At 70.6% G+C, this 19,687-nt stretch carries 12 protein-coding genes; 5 read left to right on the top strand and 7 right to left on the bottom strand.

Annotated features, from left to right (window positions below; all coding sequences use genetic code 11):
• Window positions 1–431 precede the first annotated feature (431 nt).
• Complete coding sequence (locus F0U63_RS11945) at window positions 432–1,826, top strand: MATE family efflux transporter (protein ID WP_395846008.1); 1,395 nt, start codon at window positions 432–434, stop codon at window positions 1,824–1,826.
• Between the two features lie 53 nt (window positions 1,827–1,879).
• Here F0U63_RS11945 and F0U63_RS11940 read toward each other — a convergent pair whose 3' ends face one another.
• Both F0U63_RS11940 and F0U63_RS11935 read right to left on the bottom strand, forming a co-directional pair.
• Window positions 1,880–2,245, bottom strand: coding sequence for a hypothetical protein (locus F0U63_RS11940; protein ID WP_395846007.1), 366 nt, complete (start codon window positions 2,243–2,245; stop codon window positions 1,880–1,882).
• Window positions 2,246–5,686 (bottom strand): tetratricopeptide repeat protein, encoded by a 3,441-nt coding sequence (locus F0U63_RS11935; RefSeq protein ID WP_395846006.1) that lies wholly within the window; start codon window positions 5,684–5,686, stop codon window positions 2,246–2,248.
• 71 nt (window positions 5,687–5,757) lie between these two features.
• Here F0U63_RS11935 and F0U63_RS11930 point away from each other — a divergent pair, with 71 nt between their 5' ends.
• A complete protein-coding gene (locus tag F0U63_RS11930; RefSeq protein ID WP_395846005.1) occupies window positions 5,758–6,177 on the top strand; it encodes a hypothetical protein in 420 nt (139 codons plus the stop codon).
• 318 nt (window positions 6,178–6,495) lie between these two features.
• Here F0U63_RS11930 and F0U63_RS11925 read toward each other — a convergent pair whose 3' ends face one another.
• Both F0U63_RS11925 and F0U63_RS11920 read right to left on the bottom strand, forming a co-directional pair.
• Window positions 6,496–7,440 carry an SDR family oxidoreductase gene (locus tag F0U63_RS11925; protein ID WP_395846004.1) on the bottom strand — a complete coding sequence of 315 codons (945 nt, stop codon included), beginning with the start codon at window positions 7,438–7,440 and terminating at the stop codon, window positions 6,496–6,498.
• Window positions 7,441–7,458: 18 nt separating this feature from the next.
• Window positions 7,459–8,313: a lysophospholipid acyltransferase family protein gene (locus F0U63_RS11920; RefSeq protein WP_395846003.1), complete on the bottom strand. Its 855-nt coding sequence runs from the start codon at window positions 8,311–8,313 to the stop codon at window positions 7,459–7,461.
• A gap of 218 nt (window positions 8,314–8,531) precedes the next feature.
• Between F0U63_RS11920 and F0U63_RS11915 the strand changes: the two genes are divergently transcribed.
• Together F0U63_RS11915 and F0U63_RS11910 are read left to right on the top strand one after the other, a co-directional pair.
• Entirely contained in the window at window positions 8,532–9,191 is a 660-nt protein-coding gene (locus tag F0U63_RS11915; protein ID WP_395846002.1) for a DUF4142 domain-containing protein, read from the top strand.
• Between the two features lie 180 nt (window positions 9,192–9,371).
• Entirely contained in the window at window positions 9,372–12,254 is a 2,883-nt protein-coding gene (locus tag F0U63_RS11910; protein ID WP_395846001.1) for a tetratricopeptide repeat protein, read from the top strand.
• Window positions 12,255–12,269: 15 nt separating this feature from the next.
• Here the strand turns inward: F0U63_RS11910 and F0U63_RS11905 are convergent, their stop codons facing one another.
• The 3 genes from F0U63_RS11905 to F0U63_RS11895 are packed head-to-tail and all read right to left on the bottom strand — an operon-like array spanning window position 12,270 to window position 15,326.
• Window positions 12,270–13,214, bottom strand: coding sequence for a polysaccharide deacetylase family protein (locus F0U63_RS11905; protein ID WP_395846000.1), 945 nt, complete (start codon window positions 13,212–13,214; stop codon window positions 12,270–12,272).
• Window positions 13,215–13,243: 29 nt separating this feature from the next.
• Window positions 13,244–13,954 carry a glycosyltransferase family 2 protein gene (locus F0U63_RS11900; RefSeq protein WP_395845999.1) on the bottom strand — a complete coding sequence of 237 codons (711 nt, stop codon included), beginning with the start codon at window positions 13,952–13,954 and terminating at the stop codon, window positions 13,244–13,246.
• Window positions 13,955–14,012: 58 nt separating this feature from the next.
• Entirely contained in the window at window positions 14,013–15,326 is a 1,314-nt protein-coding gene (locus F0U63_RS11895) for a protoporphyrinogen/coproporphyrinogen oxidase (protein WP_395845998.1), read from the bottom strand.
• A gap of 177 nt (window positions 15,327–15,503) precedes the next feature.
• Between F0U63_RS11895 and F0U63_RS11890 the strand changes: the two genes are divergently transcribed.
• Window positions 15,504–19,628 carry a tetratricopeptide repeat protein gene (locus F0U63_RS11890; protein ID WP_395845997.1) on the top strand — a complete coding sequence of 1,375 codons (4,125 nt, stop codon included), beginning with the start codon at window positions 15,504–15,506 and terminating at the stop codon, window positions 19,626–19,628.
• Window positions 19,629–19,687 lie beyond the last annotated feature (59 nt).

Genomic DNA, 19,687 nt, shown 5'->3' with positions numbered 1-19,687 from the left:
GCAATCCCTGTCGCCACATAGTCAGCTTCTCCTTGAGAGATGGGTTTTCGGGAACCCCGAGACGACACACGAGTGCCTGCCTCGCCGTGCCACGCATGCTCACGACATCCGTATTGAGCGGTTCGCTCTTTTTTTCGGGTTTAATCCCGTTTTATCCCCGCTCCCCTCGCGACGACCCCTCCCCTCCTCCCGCGCTGCTTTTGTCGTCTTCCGCGCAGACCCCGGGACGTCTGCTGTCTTGGATTGACCCAGGAGCCGCAACCTCCGCCGCGAGGGGGGCACTCGTGACTCGCGTTCTCGGAACGTGAGAATCCCAGCGGCTCGTGGACGCCAGAAAATTGCCGCACCAACGGCATGCCGTCTCGTGGCCCGCTGAGCGGGCGTCCGGCCGACGCTCGACAGCCCTCCCGAGGCATGCGACATGCGAGGCCATGGACGCACCGCCTCGAACGGAAGCCCCGGCGCCGCCCGCGCTGGGACTGTTCCGCCTGACCTGGCCCATCTTCCTGGAACTGATGCTGTTCATGCTGATGGGCACGTCGGACACGCTCATGCTCAGCGGCGTCTCGGACGATGCCGTCTCCGCGGTGGGCGTGGTCAATCAGTACATCGCCCTGTGCATCCTCATCATGAACGTCGTCAGCCACGGCGCCTCCATCGTCGTGGCGCAGTACCTCGGGGCGCGCAGGAACGCCGAGGCCGCCCGCATCGCCGCCCTGGCCATCACCATGAACCTGATGCTCGGGCTCGTGGTGAGCGCGGTGCTGTTGTCGCTCGGCGACTTCATCCTGACGCACATGAACCTGCAGGGCCCGGTGCTGGCCCACGCGCGGGATTACATCCGCATCGCGGGCGGATTCATCTTCCTGCAGGCCCTCATCAACGTCGTCTCCGCCCTCATCCGCACCTACGGCTTCACGCGGCAGTCCATGTACGTGTCGCTGGGCATGAACGTGCTGCACGTGGTGTGCAACTACGCGCTCATCTTCGGCCACTTCGGCCTGCCGGCCTGGGGGGTGACGGGAGCGGCGGTGTCCACGGGGGTGAGCCGCGCCACCGCGCTCGTCGTCTTCCTGTGGATGCTCTACCGGGTGATGGACGTGCGGATGGTGGCGCGCGACTACGTGACGTTCTCGCGCGAGTACAGCCGCAAGATCCTCAAGGTGGGCGTGCCCGCTGGCGTCGAGCAGCTCACCTACCATTCCTGCCAGACGGTGTTCCTCTACTACGTCACGTTCCTCGGACCCACGGCCATCGCGTCCCGGCAGTACGCCATGGCCATCTCCCAGTACATCTTCCTGTTCAGCCTCGCGATTGGAATGGGGACGTCCATCCTGGTGGGGCGCATGGTGGGGGCCCACCAGCCCGACGAGGCCTACCGGCGCGCCCTGGAGAGCTTGAAGTGGGCCGTGACGATCACCGTCCTGGTGGATCTGCTCGTCATCCTGCTGCGCCTGCCGCTCGTGGGCTTGTTCACGACCAACACGGACATCCTCCAGCTCACCTCGCGGGTCCTCCTGCTGAGCCTGCTGCTGGAGTCCGGACGCTCCTTCAACCTCGTCCTCGTCAACGCCCTGCGCGCCGCCGGGGACGCGCAGTTCTGCGTCTACATCGCCTTCGTCTCCATGGTCTGCATGAGCCTGCCCCTGGGCTATCTGCTCGTCTTCAAGCTCCAGTTGGGACTGCCCGGCATCTGGTTGACCGTCGCGACGGACGAGTGGACGCGCGGCATCATCTTCTGGTTCCGCTGGCGAGGCCGCGCCTGGGAGAAGAAATCGCTCGTCGAGCCCCAGGAGGAAGCCGTCCCGGTGGCGGTCGGCGGGTGAGCCCGGAAGCCGCGCTCGGCCACGAGGCGGCAGAGGCGGCCCTGGACGAAGAACTAGTGCCGGGCGGTCTGGCGCAGCAGGAAGCCGCGCAGCGTGCCCATGAGCAGCCCCACGCCCACGGCGAGCAGGAAGATGATGCCGATGGTGGTGGTGCTGAAGACGAGGCGCAGCACGGCCTCGGTGATGCGGCCGGCGAAGTAGGCCTCGCGCAGCGGCTCCATCAGCCCCACCAGCTCCAGCACCCGGGCCGGCAGTGAGTCGAGCGACAGGGACAGCCGCATGACGAAAGACGAGGGCCTCAGCCGCCGCGCCGCTTCCACCCCGATCCCCACCAGCAGGTAGAGGATGGACAGCAGGAAGGCGTTGCCACTCATGATGCGCATGAGCGGCAGCGGCGGAGGAGTCGACGAGGTCACCACCTAACGGCCTCCCGTCTTGTTGCGGCGAATGAGGACCGGAAGGGCCTTGCGCACCCGGCCCGCCTCGGGCGAGGCCGACGCGAGCTTCAAGAACGTCTGATAGGCCTGGATGGCGCGCGGCGTCTCCGCGGATTGACGCGCGAGCGCATCACCCAGGGACAGCCACGCCGGACCATCCGCGGGCTCCAGTTCCACCGCGCGCGACAGCTCCTGGAGCGCCACGGCCTCCTCGCGCTGCTTGAGCGCCACCTGGCCCAGGATGAGGTGGGCACGTCCGGAGAAGGGCTCCAGCCGCACCGCTTCGTTCGCCGCCTCGCGCGCCTCCTTGGTGGCACCGGCGGACAGCAGCACCCGCGCCATGGCCGACTGGGCGAAGGCCTTGTCCCAGGGCGTGAGCGCCTTCTTCGTGATCTCCTGCAGCGCCTTGGCCGCCGCGCGCCCTCCCGAGTCCTTCACCCAGTGCTCGCCAATCTGGCCGCACACGGTGTCGGGCCCCTCGCGCCGCGCCGCCTCGAAGGCCTTGTCGGCGTTGTCCTCCAGCCCCTGGCGAAGGAAGGCGGAGGCGATGGCGCAGAAGGTCTCCGGCGCCTTGCTGTCCAGCTTGTTGGCGCTCTCCAGGGCGCCGAAGCCGCCCTTGGTGTCGCCCAGGGCGAAGAGGATGTCCGCGCGCACACGGTAGGCCTCCGGATCGCCCGACGCCAGCTTCACCGCGCGCGCCGAGGAGGCCTCGGCGTCCTTCGTCTTCCCCGTGTGGTAGAGCGCCATCGCGGCGCCCTTGTGGGCCCCCGCGGCCTCCGGGTTGTCGAGCCGCCACGTGTCGAACTGCTGCAGCGCCTCGGAGGGCTTGCCCAGGAACAGCAGGGAACGGCCGAGCGCCTCGCGCGCCTCGCCGTGGGAGGCATTGCGCTCCAGCGCCTGATTCAACGGCTTGAGCGCCACGTCCGGCAGACCCTGGGACAGGCGCAGCCGGCCCAGCGCGCACGCGGCCTCGTAGTTGCGCGCGTCCTCCGCCATGGCCGCCTCCAGAAGGCCCCCCGCCTTGTCCGGGGCCTTGTCCTGCCACTGCATCAACGCCAGCGCCGTGCGCACCCCGGCGCGCTCGCGTTTGGCCGCCGCGAGCGTCTTCTCCAGCGCCACCTGCGCCCGGTCACGCTCCCCCTCGGCGGCATCCGCGCGGGCCATGTAGACGATGGCCTCGGCGGGATAGCGCGACTCCACGCGCGTGTGCGCCAGCTCCAGGCGGGCGCGCTTCCAGTCGCCCAGCTTCGTGTACGCCGCGGCCCGCACCAGCGCCACGTGACGGCCCTCGCCCTCCACCCGGGTGAGCACCTCGCGCTCGCGGTCCCGGTCCAGCAGCGTCCGGCCCAGGCCCACCTTCGCGGCCTCGTTGTCGGGCGAGAGCGTCAAGGCCTTCTCGAAGGAGTTCTGCGCCGCGACCATGTCCCCGGACGCCCGGTTCGCCTCGCCCAGCGCCACCAGGATGTCGCGCGCGAGCGGACCCTGGGTGCCCTCGGAGAGCAGGGCCCGCGCGTCACGGCCCTTGCCCCGCGCCGTCATCAACCGGCCACGCACCAGCCGCAAGCGCTCCTTCTCGGAGGTCGGCACGGTCCCGTCGTCGGCCAGCGCCTGCACATCCGCCAGCGCCTGCTCCAGATCCTGCCCGAGCACCCACTGGCTCTCCGCGACGCCCAGCCGCGCCACGGGGTGATCCGGGGCGAGCTTCGTGGCGGCGGAGAACAGGCGCAGGGCATTCACCGGATCCTCCGCGTCCCGGTAGTACTCCCCGAGCGTCACCAGGGCGCGCACGTTGCGGGGCGACAGCTTCAGCGAGCGCGAGAGGCGCTCCAGCGCTTCCTTCGTCTGGCCACGCGCCAGCAGCGCCTCGGCGGCCAGGGCCTCGATCTCCGAGCTCTGCACGTTGGCGCTCAGCAGGGCCCGGTTGGCGGAGTCCCGGTCCTTCGCGTCCGCCACCAGCGCGTCCACGACGAGGGCGAGCGCCGGCTGCTCGGCGCGCACGCCGATGCGGTTGATCGCGGTGAGCGCCTCGACGAGCTCCTGGGCATCGCCGTTCTCCGCGTAGCGCAGCGCATGGGCCTCGGCCGACAGGGCCCAGGCGCGGGTGTTGTCCGACTCCAGCGAGGTCACCTGGGACAGCAGCTTGAGCGCGTCCCGGCGCGAGCTCTCCGTGTCCTTCTGCAGCAGGAGCGCGGTGCGATCCAACGCGGCGATGAGCGCCTGGCCTCCCTGCTTGGCCCGGACGACGAGCAACACGCCGAGCGCCAACACCACCACGCCCACCGCCGCGATCCCCTTGAGCGCGCGCGCGGAGATCCACGGGCCCGAGACCTGGGGCAGCAGCTTCGCGCGCAGCTCCTTCTCGTAGGCGGCGACCTGGGCCGCCATGTCCGGGACGGCGGCCTTGGGCGCCGGAGCCGCGGTGGGCGCGGGCACGCGGGGCTTGACCGCGGCCACCTCGGGCAGCCCCTCGAGCAGGCCCCGACGCGAGCCCGTGTCACCCGAGCGCGCGCCGACGGGAGCCGGCTCCTCGGTGGGGGCCTCGGGCTCGGACTCCGGGGGCGCGAGCGGGGGCGGCGCCAGCGGAGGCAGGTCCGCGAGCAATCCGCCTTCTTCCTCGATGGCGGCGGCCTCCACGGCGGGCGCCTCGTCCGCGTCGCCGCTCGGAGCCGCTTCCGCCGCGACGGCCGGTGGCTCCTCGTCCGCGACGAGCGGCGCCTCCTCGTCGAAGGGCAGTTGCAGCTCGATGGTCCCGGGGACGAGGGCCTCCTCCGGGGGCGGGGGCGGAGACGCGGGCCGGGGGGCACTCGCCTCGTCATCGGCCGCCAGCTCCAACAGCGGCATCTCCGGCGCGGGGGCGGCCGGCGCCTCGGCGGCGGGCGCGGACGCGTCGGCGACCGCGACAAGCTCGGTCTTCTCCTCGGACGCCGTGTCCGTGGCGGCGGCGGGTTCCTCGGCGGCGGGCTCCTCCGCCGGAACGTCCAGGGCACCCAGGTCACCAAAGGCCGGAGCGGGACCGCCGGCGAGCGCGGCCTGGGCCTGCTCCATCCACCCGCGCACGCGGGCGTCGTTGGGCTGCAGCGCGAGCGCCTTGCGCAGGATGGGCAGTGCCGAGCGGTACAGGCCCCGCTGCAACAACACCTCGGAGATGAGGTTGTAGGCGTGCGGGTTTTCCTTGTCGATCGTCACGGCTTGATCGAACTGCGCCATCGCCTCCGCGGGGCGCCCCATCAAGATGAGGGCCTTGCCCCACAACACGCGCCCCGTCACCGACTGCGGATGATGGGAGATTCCCTGCTCGCAAACGGTAATGGCCCGCGCATGCTCGCCCTTGGCGATCAATGCCTTGGCCAGCTCCACGAAGACCGACGACGTGGGATCCTGGGCGAGGAGTTGCTCGTACCGCTCCACCAACGATTTGGCCATGCGGTGGCGGACCATATCACCGCGCCCCCGTGCGTTTCGCCCCCTCGACATTGGGTGCTAGCGTCCTTCGGGTGAATCGCCTGCTTGCCGTGCTCCTCGCACTCTGCCTGGGTGGGGGATGCGCCCACACGAAGAAGAAGATCGAACTCGAGACCCTGAGCCCCACGGTGGAGTCCTTCCACCAACGGGTGCGCTGGAAGGACTACCGGTTCGCCAGCCGGTACGTCGTGCCCGAGCGCCAGAAGGACTTCGAGAAGGCCCTCCGGGAAAACAACGACGAGAAGGACCTGGACGTCACCGACTACGAAATCGAGGGCGTCGAGCTGCTGGAGGAAGGACAGCGGGCGCGCGTCACCAGCCGCCTGCGCTGGACGCGCCTGCCCTCGGTGTCGGTGAAGGAGGAGCAGGTGACCTCGGAGTTCGTCTACCGGGATGGCAAGTGGCTGCTGGAGAAGCAGGCCGGGGGTCCCTTCGACGGCGCGCTGCCCTGAGCGCGGGCAAAAAAAACGCCCACCGTCCCGGGGCCGGCCGAGGCGGTGGGCGTCGGAAGTTCCCCCATGGAACTTCCTCACCAGGTTCGCGACGTGAGGGGCATTCGAGGCCCGCCCTCACCGCGTTTCTTGTCCTGGTGCTAGAGCAATCGGGGTGCCATGCCCCTGTGCGCCGCCCACTGTTGGAAATTCAAGGGGTTGGGCGGGACAGCGGGGACCGGCTGAGTCACGAAAAACACAGGTGCCTGACATCCGTGTCCGTATTCCCAAGGGGGCGGGGGGTGACGCTCCCCTGACAGACATGTCAGGGGGCGGCGCCTACTCCCCGAGCACGGAGCGGATGGTCTCGCGCATGGAGTGCTGGGGCTGCCAGCTCACGTCCTGGCGCCAGCGGGCGCCGTCCACGTTGCACAGGAACTGGATGTGGTCCAACTCGGGCGGGGGGAAGTTGGCCAGCCGGTACTTGAAGAGCAACCCGAGCAGCGGACGGGCCACCAGGTGCGGCACGGGGATGGGCTCGCGCTGGAGCTCGCGGTGGATGGAGGACAGGGGCACCTCGCCCGGGCCCACCACGTTGTAGACGCCCTTGGGCTCGGGGCGCAGGGCGGCCTCGACCATGGCGCGCGCCACGTCCTCCACGTGGATGAGCTGCACCATCGGATCGAACCCCGCCATCACCCAGGGGTGGCGCAGCCGCAGGTAGTTGCTCGGCGCGTTCTTGATGGTGGGGCCGACGATGTGCACGGGCCGCAGGATGACGGTCTGGATGTGGGGGTGCTTCCAGAAGAAGCTGTGCGCGAGCATGTCCACCTCGATGAGGTCGCGCACCCCCGAGAAGCGGCTGGCCGCCATGAGCGGCGCGTCCTCGGTGAGGAAGTTGGAGTTGTCCGGGCTCGGGCCGTAGACGTTGGCCGAGGAGAGCACCACCACCTTGGGCACGCCGTACTTGGCGCAGTACTCGAGCAGCCGCGTGGTGCCCACCACGTTGAAGGAGTGGTGTTCCTCCTCGCTCATGCGCGGGTCATGCATGATGCCCATGTGGATGACCGCGCGGATCTCGTTCTTGCGGAAGACGTCCTCCGCCTTCTTCTTGCGCAGGTCCAGCTGGTGCATCTCGACGTCCTTCGGCCGGCCCGCGAAGGGGCGCCGATCGATGCCGATGATGCGCTCGTGCTTGTGCAGCAACTTGGCGAGCGTCCGGCCCAGGTTGCCGCTGATGCCGGTGACGACGACGGCCGGTCTCTTGGAAGGATCCTGATTCATGGCGAGGGGCCGGGCGGCCTACCAGAAGACGCCCTGGCGCTCCTTGAGTCCCTGGTTGAGCATGGTCTGGATGGCGGTCTTCACGGTGCGGACCTTCTTGTCCAGCTCGCTGTCCTCGTCGTCCGCGCGGCCGGTGAAGCGCAGGGGCTCACCGAAGTAGATGCGGTACTTGGTGGGCAGCGGCAAGGGCAGCCCGGTGACGGTGACGGGGAAGGAGGGGAAGCCGAGCAGCCGGGCCACGGGCTTCAAGTCCATCAGGGCGGGGGCCTGCTCCTCCGCGCCCACCACGGCGACGGGGACGATGGGCGTGTTCGTCTCCAGGGCCAGGCGCATGAAGCCCAGACCGAACTCCTGGAGCTGGTAGCGCTGGGGCCACAGCTTGCCCAGGCCGCGCGTGCCCTCGGGGAAGACGAGGATGGCCTCCTCGGACTCCAGCAGGCGGCGGCAGTTCTCGGGCGTGCCGACGATCTGCCCCACCCGGGCCATGAACGTGGAGACATAGGGCAGCGTGGGCACCCACTTCTCCACCATGCTGCGCACGTGGCGCGGGGGATCGGCCTCCAGCAGCAGGGACACGCCGATCATCGCCCCATCCATGGGCAGCTGGCCCGAGTGGTTGGACACGAGCAGCACGCGCCCCTTGGGCAGCCGCTCGATGCCGGACACCTCCACCCGGTGGTAGTGGCGATAGAGCCACACGAGCGGCGCGAGCGCCGACAGGCTGTAGTCGAGGTTGAATCCGAAGGGATCCACCCCGTACTCGTGATCGCCGCGCGCCAGTTCCTTCAAGCGCCCCTTGCGCTCCGGGCCCACCATGCGCTCCGTCCACTCCCGGAGCCCCTGCTTCACCTTGTCGCCGAGCTGCTCGAGCATGAAGGGCTGTCTACACCATCGCCTTCCGCACCGGGAGGGGAAGACGTCGCACGCGTCGTCCGTGTGAACGGGTGACGAAGGGTCCAGGCCGGGGCCGCCCCCATGCCCCCCCTGTCCCCCGGAACGAAACAGGGGCCCGCTCCCCCGCCCGCTCCAGCGCTTGTGGGTCCCGCCCCCCCTCCCCAGCTTTCCGAGGTCCTCCAACCAAGGAGAAGCGAATGCGAACGAGTCGGATGCTGTGCGGCGTGGGTCTGGTGATGGCGTTGGGAATGGGCGCGGGATGTGCCCACGACGAGGCGAAGTACGCCCGGACCCAAGGGGAGAAGGTGGGCCAGGCCTTCGCCGAGAAGGTCCGCTTCGCCGACCAGCTCGCCCTCCTGGACCAGGAGCAGATCGCCCTGGGCCGGCTGGCCGTGGAGCGCTCGTCCCATCCCGAGGTGCGGCGCTTCGCCCAACTGCTCATCCGGGACCACGAGAACCACTTGAACGATCTGCGCGCGCTGGCCGAAGGCCAGGCCTTCTCGCTGGCCCTGGTGGATCTGAACACGCAGGACACGGCCACGGGCGGCGCCGGCTGGGAGGGCGCGGAGAAGGGCGCGCACAAGGGCGTGAAGGCCTACGACAAGAAGGTCGACAAGCAGGTGCGCAAGTTCGTCGAGCGGCGCGATGAGCTGGCGAGCCGCAGCGGCGCCGACTTCGACCAGGCCTTCCTGGATCAGGTGAACGCGGATCAGGAGCGCGGCAAGGAGCTCGTCGCGGAGGGCCTGGATGACTACCGCGGCGACACGTCCCTGGCGCTGCTGCTCGGCAGGACCGCGCCCGTGTTGCAGAGCCACCAGCGGCAGATCGACACCCTGAAGGGCTTCATCGGCGACTGAGCCCGGAGCCTCCACGGGCGGCCCCCTGGCCCATCCGCCTCGCCCAGGGGCGGGTGCCGTCATCCCGCCGCCCCGCCCGCCCGCTTCCTGGGCATCCAGGAACGTCCCCTGTCGACGCGCCGCCCATCCAGGATATGAGTGCCTGCCCATCACGGCGCGGACCCAAAGGGAGGCAGGCACATGAGGGACGAGGCTCCACCGCGGGGGGGCGGTGATTCGGGCACCGGTGTGTTCGAGGAGGACGCCACCCTCGTGCGGACCGTCATCCGGGACGTCATCGACCTGAATCCCCGGACGGCCCCGCCTCCCGCCTCGCCCCCCATGGAGCCCCTGCCCGTGGTGGCCGGACAGATTCTCGCCAACCGCTACACCGTGCTCCAGGTGCTCGGCCGCGGGAGCATGGGCGTGGTGGTGTCCGCGTACGACGCGCGCTTGGACCGGTGCGTGGCCCTCAAGCTGCTGCGCCGCGGGACGGACGCCATCCACCCCCAGGAGGACCTTGAGGCCCGCATGGTGCGCGAGGCCCAGGCCATGGCCCGCCTCTCCCACCCCAACGTGGTGGCCGTCTACGACGTCGGAACCATCGAGGACGGCGCCATCTTCATCGCCATGGAGCGCGTGGAGGGGCAGACGCTGCGGCACTGGTGCGAGCAGGCCCCACGCTCCTGGCGCGACATCCTCACGGTGTACCTGGGCGCCGGACACGGGCTGGCGGCCGCGCACGAGGCGGGGCTCGTCCACCGAGACTTCAAGCCCGAGAACGTCCTGGTGGGCCGGGACGAGCGGGCCCGGGTGACGGACTTCGGCCTGGCGCGCGCCGAGACCTCCTCCACCTCCTCGGCCGAGACGCCCCGGGATCTCTCCCTGCCTCCGGGCGCCCTGGACAGCCCCCTCACGATGCAGGGCACGCTGCTGGGCACGCCCCGCTACATGGCGCCCGAGCTGCTGCGCGGCGAGGCGGCCGATGCCCGCAGTGACGTGTTCGCCTTCTGCGTGGCCCTCTACGAGGCGCTCTACGGACAGCACCCCTTCGCGGGCGCCACCCAGGCCGAGTCCATCCAGAACCAGCGCGAGGGCCGCGCACGGCCACCGCCCATGAACTCGCCGGTGCCCGCGTGGGTGGAGCGCCCCTTGATGCAGGGCCTGCGGGCCGACCCCGCGCAACGCCCCGAGTCCATGCGGGCCCTCGTCGCGGAGCTGGAGGACGATCCCGAGGTGCGGCGTCGGCTGCGCAGGCGCGTGGTGCTCGTGGCCGCCCTCATGTCGACCCTGTCGGCGCTGATCGTCGGTGGAGTGTTCATGCGCACGGAGCCGCAGCCCCCCTGCGCGCGCCTGGAGCGCCAACTCCATGGCGTCTGGGACTTCGGTATGCGCTGGCGGGTGCGGCAGGCCATCCTGAACACCCACCTGCCGTATGCCCAGGAGAGCGTCACGCGCGTGTCGGAGCTGCTCGATCGCTACTCCGCCCAGTGGGTGAAGCTACGCGGCGAGGTATGCAGCAAGGGAGCCGAGCAACCCCCACCCACCTGGGTGGCGCGGGGAACGGAATGCCTGGAGCGCAGGCGCGAACAGTTGCGCGTCCTCACGACGGAGGTGCTCACGCGTGACATGGACGCGGAGCATCTGGCCCAGGCCGAGACCGCCGCGCGCTCCCTGTCTCCCCTGGAGCTCTGCACGGATAGCAAGGCGATGTCGGCGGCCGTACCGCCTCCCGAGGAACCCGCGCTGCGGGTCCGGGTGGAGGCGTTGCAGACGCGAATGGATCGCTTGGAGACACTGCGGCTGGCGGGCCAGTACAGTGAGGCGTTGGAATCCGGAACCGAGTGGCTGCGGGAGGTGGAGCAGGTGGACTACCCGCACCTCCAGGCGCAGGCCTACCACCAGATGGCCAAGCTGAAGGAGTCCGCCGGGAAGTACGCGGACGCCGAGGCCCTGGCGCGACAGGCCATTCCCCTCGCCGCGAAGAGCAAGGACCTCGTGCTGGTGGCCCAGGCGTGGACCGTGCTCGTGAAGCAGGTGGGCTGGAGGCAGGGACGCTACCCGGAGGCCATGGGCCTGATGCTGGCGCTGGAGTCCGCCGTGGAGTGCGCGGATGACGACGAGACGCGGGCGGATGCGCTCAACACCCAGGCCGTCACCTACCAGCGCATGGGCCAATTCGAGGAGGCCCTGCAGAAGCACGAGCACGCACTCGCCCTGCGCCAGAAGGCGCTGGGACCCGAGCACTACCTGGTGGCCGCCTCGTACAACAACCTCGGCATCGTGCTCGCGGAGATGGGCCAGTTCGAGCAGGCGCGCGCCTCGTACGACCATGCGTTGCAACTGCGCCGCAAGACCCTGGGCAAGGACCACCCGTTCGTCGCGCAGTCCTACAGCAACCTCGGCACGGTGCTCGCGGAACTCGGCCGCCATGAGGAGGCCCGGGACATGTACGAGCACGCCCTGGCCATCCGCAAGAAGACCCTGGGGCTCGAGCACCCCGACGTCGCCTCCTCCCTCAACAACCTCGGTGTGGCGCTCACCGAACTCGGGCGGTACTCCGAGGCGCTCGCGATGCAGGAGAGCGCGCTCGCCCTCCGGCAGAAGCTGCTGGGCCCCGAGCATCCCGACCTGGCCACGCCCCTGACCAACCTGGGAGGCGTCCTCCGGAAACTTCACCGCTACGCCGAGGCACGCACCCACCTCGAGCACGCGCTCGCCCTGCGCGAGAAGGCCCTGGGCGCCGACCATCCGGACATGGCCGAGATCCTCTCCGAGCTGGGCCAGGTGCTCGCGGACATGGGCCACCATGCCGAGGCCCGGGCACATTACGAGCGCGCGCTGGCCATCCAGCAGAAAGCGCTACGGCCCGGACACCCCTCGATCGCGGCCTCGCTCACCCATCTGGGCGAACTGCTGGTGCGCATGAAGCGCGGCGCCGAGGCCCTCCCGTTGCTCGAACGCGCCCTGACGCTGTCCCCCGAGCCGCGCCGCGCCGAGCTGCGCGCGCTGCTAGAGCGGGCACGCGAGGGCGCCCCCGGGAACAAGGCCCCGGGGAACCCGGTGGCCACGCCCGTGCCCTGAGGACGTCCGGCGCGGCTACACGGTGGGGGCGAGCTGGACGGCCGCGTCGCGCAGCGTCACCACGTCGCGGTCGGCCCGGAGCCACTGGAAGATGGTGCGCAGCCGCTCCAGCTTGCGCGCGGCGGGCACGCGCAGATCCCGCTGCTGGCGCACGAGCTCGGGCGGAATGCCATCGTCCGCGTCCAGTACGTCCACCGCGTGCAGCTCCAGGTTGAAGAAGACATCTCCCTGACAGGCCCGGTACGCGGCCTCGACAGTCGGCAGGGGCAGCGTGGTGACGAAGGTGCCGATGAAGGGAAAGCGCACGCCGGGCACCACCGTCATCGGCAACTCCAGCACCGAGCCCCCGCCCCGCGTGTAGGGCCGCGAGGGATCCGGCCAGTAGGGCGTGCGCGGCGCGAGCAACACCCGGGGCGAGTCCAGCACCGCCCGAGAGGGACGCCGTAACACCGCCAGCGCCCCCATCACCGCCGCCTTCGCCGCGTAGTACGGGGTGGCGGGAAACGCCGAGGAGCCATAGCGGTAGCCCCGCTCCACCATCGCCGCGTACAGGGCCGCGTTGAGCGTGTAGCCCGGGGCGCGAAAGCCCTCCGGACGCGCGCCCGTGGCCGCCTCGAGCACCTCGTCCGCGCGCCGCAGGTCCTCGCGGATGGAGTCGGGGGTGCGGCGCGTGAGCGCGTAGTCATGCGAGAAGCTGTGACTGGCCACCTCCACGCCCGCGGCGTGCGCCTCGCGCAACACCCCACCGGCCCGTGCGTCCCCCGCCACGTCCTCGCCAATGGCGAAGAGCGTTCCGGGCACGCCCACCTGGGCGAGCAGTTCCAGCAACCGGGGCACCGCCGTGGTGTAGACGAGCCCCCGGGCGCGCGCGTCCAGCAGCGACTCGGGCAGTCCGTGGATGCGGCAGTAGTGCGGCAGGGAGTCCAGATCGACGGAGATGGATGCGAGCCGCGGCGCCATGCGCATGCCTCCTGGGGACGCTCGGGACGTCAGGTGCCGCGGATGCGGATGACGTAGACGAGCTTGCCCACGTTCTTGAGCACGTTGGGCACGCGCTTGAAGAGGTGGATGGAGGGCTGGCGCTTCTCGTGCAGCTTGATGGGGATCTCCACCACGCGCAGCCCCTGGCGCCAGGCGCGGATGACGAACTCGCTGGCGAACACGTCCATGTCCACCACGCACTGGTCCACCACGGGCAGGAGCGCCTCGCGCCGGAAGGCCTTCAGGCCATGCGTGTCCGTGCCCTGGAAGTCCAGCACCACGCGCAACAGTCCGTTGTGCACCCGCGTGGCGAGCCGGCGCACCAGGGGCCGCTCGTCGCTCGCGCCCTTGGCGGCCTTGGAGCCCACCACCATGTCCACGCCCCCCTTCTCCAGCAGGGGCAGGGCGGCGTCATAGAAGCTCAGGTCGCACAGATCGATCTCGTCGCAGAAGACGTAGGTGCCGCGCGCCTGCTGGATGCCCGCCTTGAGCGCCACGCCGTAGTTGGGCCGCTCCGAGTGGAACCAGCGCAGCCGCGGGTTCTTCTCGCACATCTCCTGGAGGATGCGCGGCGTGGCGTCGCGCGAGCCATTCTCCGCGAAGATGATTTCGTAGTCCCAACCGCGCGCATCCAGGCCCTGCGTGAGCTCCGCCGCGGCGGAGGTGACGATGGATGCCTCGTTGTAGACGGGAATGACGATGGAGAGGTACGGGGCCATGACCGGCCGAGCGACGTAGCACGCCCCCGGGGGTCCGTCGACCGTCAACCGTTGGCCGTCAACCGTTGAGCCGTCGGGCGCAGGACCTTCCGGCGAGGATGGCGTCCTCCATGGAGGAGTACTCCCACTGGCCGTAGCGCCCGGCGGGGAGGATGCCCGCGTGCTCCAGGAAGCGGAGGATCTCCGCCTTGGCCGGCCCATAGGCCTCGTCGTAGATGACGTAGGCGTGGGGGATTTCCCGGGCACGGGTGAAGAGCAGGTCGTCCGCCGAGTGCACCATCCGCGAGCGCACCAGGTCCTCCACCGCGAGCGCCTCGGCGCGCTCCAGGGACAGCTCGCCGTGGTGGCTGTACTCCACGGAGAAGGTGGCGGTGTCGGCGGGGGCCAGGGGCGCGTACACCGCCGAGGGCGAGCCGATGCGGTACGCGTGGAACTCGGGCTCGGGCAGGTAGATCCAATGCCAGGGCTGGCGGTTCTTCCCCCGAGCGGCCACGCACACGTAGGTGACCGTGGTGGCGCGCAGCCGGCCCGCGGCGGCCAGCACCTCGTCGGGCACGCGCGCCCCACCCTTGTCGAGCAGCCGCACCAGCCCGGGCAGGGAGATGGAGGAGATGAGCTGCGAGTAGCCGAGCGTGCGCCCGTCCGACAGGGTGACGACCCGGGCCTTCCAGTCGATGGCGGTGGGCTCGGTGCCGACACGCAGCTCGCCGCCGCGCAGGTGGGCGAGCATGGCGCGGGCGAGGCTCTCGATGCCGCCCTCGCGCGGGTAGAGGAAGGAGGCGTTGTAGCCGAGCGCGTCACTGCCCACGCCCAGCGCTCCGTCCACGACTTCCTTGAGGGTGGGCCGGGGCACGAAGCGCCCCACCCAGGCGGCGGACATCTCCGAGGGGTCCACCGTCCACAGCTTCTTGTTGTAGGGGAACATGAAGTTCCGGGCGAACCCCTCCCCCATGTAGCGCAGGATGAACTCGGCGAAGTCGCGCGGCTCGCGCTCGCGCAGCTCCCGGCCCTTCTCCCCGTAGATGGCCTCCACGTAACCCACGAGGTTCTCCGCCACCACCTCGGGCGGCAGGCCGTGGGTGTTCACCTGGTAGGGAAAGCGGGTGAACACGCCGCGCGAGAAGACGCCCGCCTTGCGCTGGATGGACACGAGCTGATCCGGCATCCAGCGGGTGTTCACCAGTTCCTTGATCTCCGGATCCCTCAGGTGCAGCCAGTGGCCGGTGGCATCGAAGAGGCACCCCTCGAGCACCTCGGTCTTGATGAGCCCACCTACGCGCTCGGACTTCTCGACGAGGATCCAGGGATGTTGCAGGAAGTGCGCGGCCGAGAGCCCCGCGAGGCCCGCGCCCAGGATGACGATGGGTTGCATGGAAGACAGGGGTCTAGCACCCTCTCGCGCCACATCAAGGGGTCCTCTGCCCGCCTGCCCCTCCGCCGCCCGCCCGACGTCGCGTTCTTTGCCGCCTGGAAAACGCCTCTGGTAACCTGCTGGCGCTGCGTGAGTCCGGCTGCTCAGGTCCCCGAGGGCCCCCGCTGAAGGAAACCCATGAAAGTCTCGTGCCCGTCTTGCCAGACGAATTACAACATCGATGACAAGCGGATCCCACCGGGTGGCGCGAAGCTCAAGTGCGCGCGGTGCCAGAACACCTTCCCCATCAAGGCCGAGGAGCCGCGCCCCCCCACTCCCGCCGCCATCCCGCTGCCCGTCCCCAGCGCGCCCGCGGCCGTCCCGCTGCCCGCCCCCACGCCGGCCCAGTCGCGCGCGTTCCCGGCCCCCAACGACTACGCCCGGCAGGACTACCCGGAGACCACGCGCGTAGTGGCCATGCCGCTGCCCTCCGCCGCCTACCGGGACAACCAGCCGCCCGCCGCCGTCCCGCTGCCGGCGCCGACGCCCAGCACGGGCGACTTCGACGTCGGCACGTCCGAGCCCTCCTCGGCGTACGCCTCGGAAGGCGCCGTCCCGCTGCCCGGCGGCGAGTCCTCGGCCTATGGCTACGCCGCTGGAGACGCCGTGCCCCTGCCCGGGGCCTCCGACCCTGGCTACGCCCAGGACCCGTACGCCCAGGACGCCGTCGCCCTGCCGCCTCCGGCTTCCTCCGGGGACCCGTACGCGTACGCCCAGGACCCGTACGCCCAGGACGCCGTCGCCCTGCCGCCTCCGGCCTCCTCCGGGGACCCGTACGCGTACGCCCAGGACCCGTACGCCCAGGACGCCGTCGCCCTGCCGCCTCCGGCCTCCTCCGGGGACCCGTACGCCGCCGCCGATGACGGGTTCGGCGCGTACTCCGGGAGCGCGCCCGGAGCGGATGCGTTCGCCCTGCCGCCGCCTCCCGCGGCCGACGACGGGTTCGCCTCCGCGGGCGCCGACGACGCGTTCGCCCTCCCGCCCCCGCCGGCCGCGGATCCCTACGCCGCCGCCCCGGTCGAGGAGGATCCCTTCGCCCTCCCGCCTCCGCCGGCCGCGGATCCCTATGCCGCCGCCCCGGTCGAGGAGGATCCCTTCGCCCTCCCGCCCCCGCCGGCCGAGGAGCCCTACGCCGCCGCCGCCATCGTCGAGGAGGAGGACCCCTTCGCCCTGCCGCCTCCCGCGGCCATGGACTACTCCGCGCCGATGGCGTCCGGGCCCGCCTCGATGGACGTGGGCCTCGACTTCTCGGAGCCTCCGATGGCGCCCGCCTCCATCCCGGACGCGCTCGAGTTCGATCCCTCCGCGCCGCCCCCGGCGGGCGGGGATGATCTCGAGGTGGACCTCTCCGCGCCGCTGCCGCCGCCGCCCACCACGGGCGCGGCCGATGGCCTGGAGATGCTCAGCTTCATCGACGACGCGGCCAAGGGCAGCGCCAACAAGGCCCGGCCCCAGGTCAAGCGCTTCCAGGTGCGCCGCCGCTCGGGCAAGGTCTTCGGCCCGTTCGAGGAGGGCGTGATCGTCAAGATGCTCGAGGATGGCCAGCTGCTCGGCAACGAGGAGGTCTCCGCGGATGGAGAGGGCTGGTCCCCCATCGGGACGGTGCCGCTGTTCGCCACGGCCATCGCGAAGCTGATGGAGGGCCCGGCGGCGCCTCCAGCCGCGGCCGCCGCCGCCGCCGCGCCCGCCACCGAGTCCGGCGCCAAGGCCCCTGCCGCCGCGGGCGCCTCCAGCGCCGCCAACATGGAGCGCATCAATCAGCTCTATGGCGGCCGCATGGCCCAGGTCTCCGTGGTGGACAGCACCTCGCGCGCGGAGATCATCCTCGGCAAGCTGAAGAAGAAGCTGCCGCTGGTCATCTCCGTCGCGGCCGGAGCGGTGGTCGTCCTCACGGGGCTGAGCTTCGGCGCCACGCGCTATGGCGTCTTCGGCATGAAGAAGTTCTTCCCCGCGCAGATCAAGCCCGGGGCCGACGGCTACGCGGACGTGGAGGCCGCGCGCAAGGCGCTGCTGCAGGACTCGCTCCAGGGCTACACGCAGGCGCGCGAGGCCACCGCCCGGGTGCTCGCGGACAAGGAGTACCCCGAGGTCCGCGCGCTCTGGTGCCAGTCCATCTTCTACCTGCAGCGCCGCTACTCGGCCGCCAACAGCGGTGAGCTGTCGCGCTGCCAGTCCCAGGAGGAGCAGGAGAACCTGGAGCTGATGGGCGAGATGCACCCCGAGTACCTCAAGTACCGGGCGGGCGTGGCGCTGAGCCAGCGCGATCCGGACGCGGCGCTCGCGCACCTGGGCAACGCCAACAAGGGCGACGTGGAGGTGGCGCTCCTGCTCGCCGAGGCCCAGGCGGCCAAGAAGCGCAACGAGGACGCCATCGCGACGCTCCAGCAGGTCGTGGAGCGGCAGCCCGAGCTGGCCAAGGCCCAGCATGCCCTGGGCAACCTCTACCAGGAGGCAGCCAAGGCGGACGAGGCGGTCAAGGCCTACGAGGCCGCGCTCAAGGCGGACCCCTCGCACATCATCTCCGCGGTGGAGCTGGCCTCGGTGGAGCTGCTGCTGCGCAAGCAGGCGCCCCAGAAGGGCTTGGAGGCCGCCGAGCGCGCGCTCGACGAGAAGCTCGGGGAGAGCATGGGCGCCACGGAGCTGTCGCGCGCCCGCACCCTCAAGGGCATCGCCCTCTTCCAGCTCGCCAAGATTCCGGAGGCCGAGCAGGAGCTGCGCATCGCCGTGGAGAAGGATCCCGAGTCCCACCTGGGCAAGCGCTACCTGGGCTACGTGCTCCAGGCCCAGCGCAAGTTCGAGGAGGCCCTGCCCTTCTTCGAGACGGCGGCCAAGACCGAGCCGGAGAGCCTCGAGGCGGCGGATGGCTACGCCTCGCTCCTGGTGACGCTCGGCAAGATGGAGGAGGCGAAGACGCAGGTGACCGGGGCGCTCCAGCGCTTCCCGGACAACGCCCACCTCGAGTACCTCCAGGGCCGCATCACCGAGGCCGAAGGCGGCAACAGCTCCGCCGAGGAGCACTACACGCGCGCCCTCAAGGCCAACGCCCAGCTCGTCGAGGCCCAGGTGGCGCGCGGCCGGCTCCACCTGCGCCTGCGCCGCGCGGAGCAGGCCAAGGCGGACTTCACGGAGGCCGCCGGCAAGGCGCCGGAGACCGCCGTGGTGCACGTGGGCCTGGGCGAGCTGGCGCTCTCCGAGGGAGACACCGCGCGGGCCCAGGAGGAGTTCGAGCGCGCCGTGGGCTTCGACGCCCAGTCGGCCGAGGCCCACCTGGGGATGTCGCGCGTGGCGCTGCTCGCCGGCGATCTGGACAAGGCCCAGAAGGAGATCGACAAGGCGATGGAGCTGCAGCCGCACGCGCTCCCCGGCGGACGGCTGCAGCGCGGCATGGTGCTGTGGCGCCAGGGCAAGCTGGACGAGGCCATCGCCGAGCTGGATCAGGCCAAGAAGCAGGATCCGCGCGACGTGGGCCTCGCCATCAACCTGGGCGCCGTCAACTTCGAGAAGGGCGTCACCGCCCGGCGGGCCCAGAAGGAGAACGAGGCCAACGCGGGCTTCAAGGAGGCCGAGGCCAACCTGACGCAGGCGCTCAAGCTCGAGCCCTCCAACGCCGAGGCGAACTTCTACCTCGCGCAGGTGAAGGCCCAGCGCGGCGAGTTCGGCCCGGCCATCGAGAACATGAAGACCGCCGTGGAGCGCGCGTCCAAGCGGGCCGACTACCACTTCGCCCTCGGCGTGCTCTACCGCGACGCCAAGCAGCCCGGAGAGGCCATCGAGGCGTGGAGGAAGACCGTCGAGCTGGATCCCAAGCGGATCGACGCCTACGAGGCCCTGGGCCATGCCCATCTGGACCGCAGCGAGGTCGACGACGCCCTCAAGGCCTTCCAGGCGGCGCTCAAGGTGGACCCCAAGAGCAGCCAGGCCCTGGCCTCCATGGGAGACGCGCACTTCACCGCCATGCACTGGCGTGACGCGGTGCGCTCCTACGAGCAGGCCCTCAAGACGGACCCGAGCCTCACCGGCCTCTACTACAAGCTGGGCCGGGCCTGGGGCGAGCAGAACCAGTACGGCAAGGCCATCGACTGGTACACCAAGGCCATCACCGTCGCGCCGGACAACGCCGACGGCTGGTACCACCTGGGCTACGCCTACAAGGAGAAGGGCAAGAAGAAGGACGCCGTCAAATCCTTCCGCGAGTACCTCTCGCGCAAGCCCGACGCGCAGGATCGCAAGGAGATCGAGGACGAGATCACCTTCCTCGAGTAGTCCCGGGGCCCCCCGGGCGTCCTATTCCGGGCGCCCGGGCGCTTCCAGTCTTGCCGGGT

This window comes from Cystobacter fuscus, from assembly GCF_044360685.1.
GTDB lineage: Bacteria > Myxococcota > Myxococcia > Myxococcales > Myxococcaceae > Cystobacter > Cystobacter fuscus_C.
This window is presented reverse-complemented; position numbering and strand designations above follow the sequence as displayed.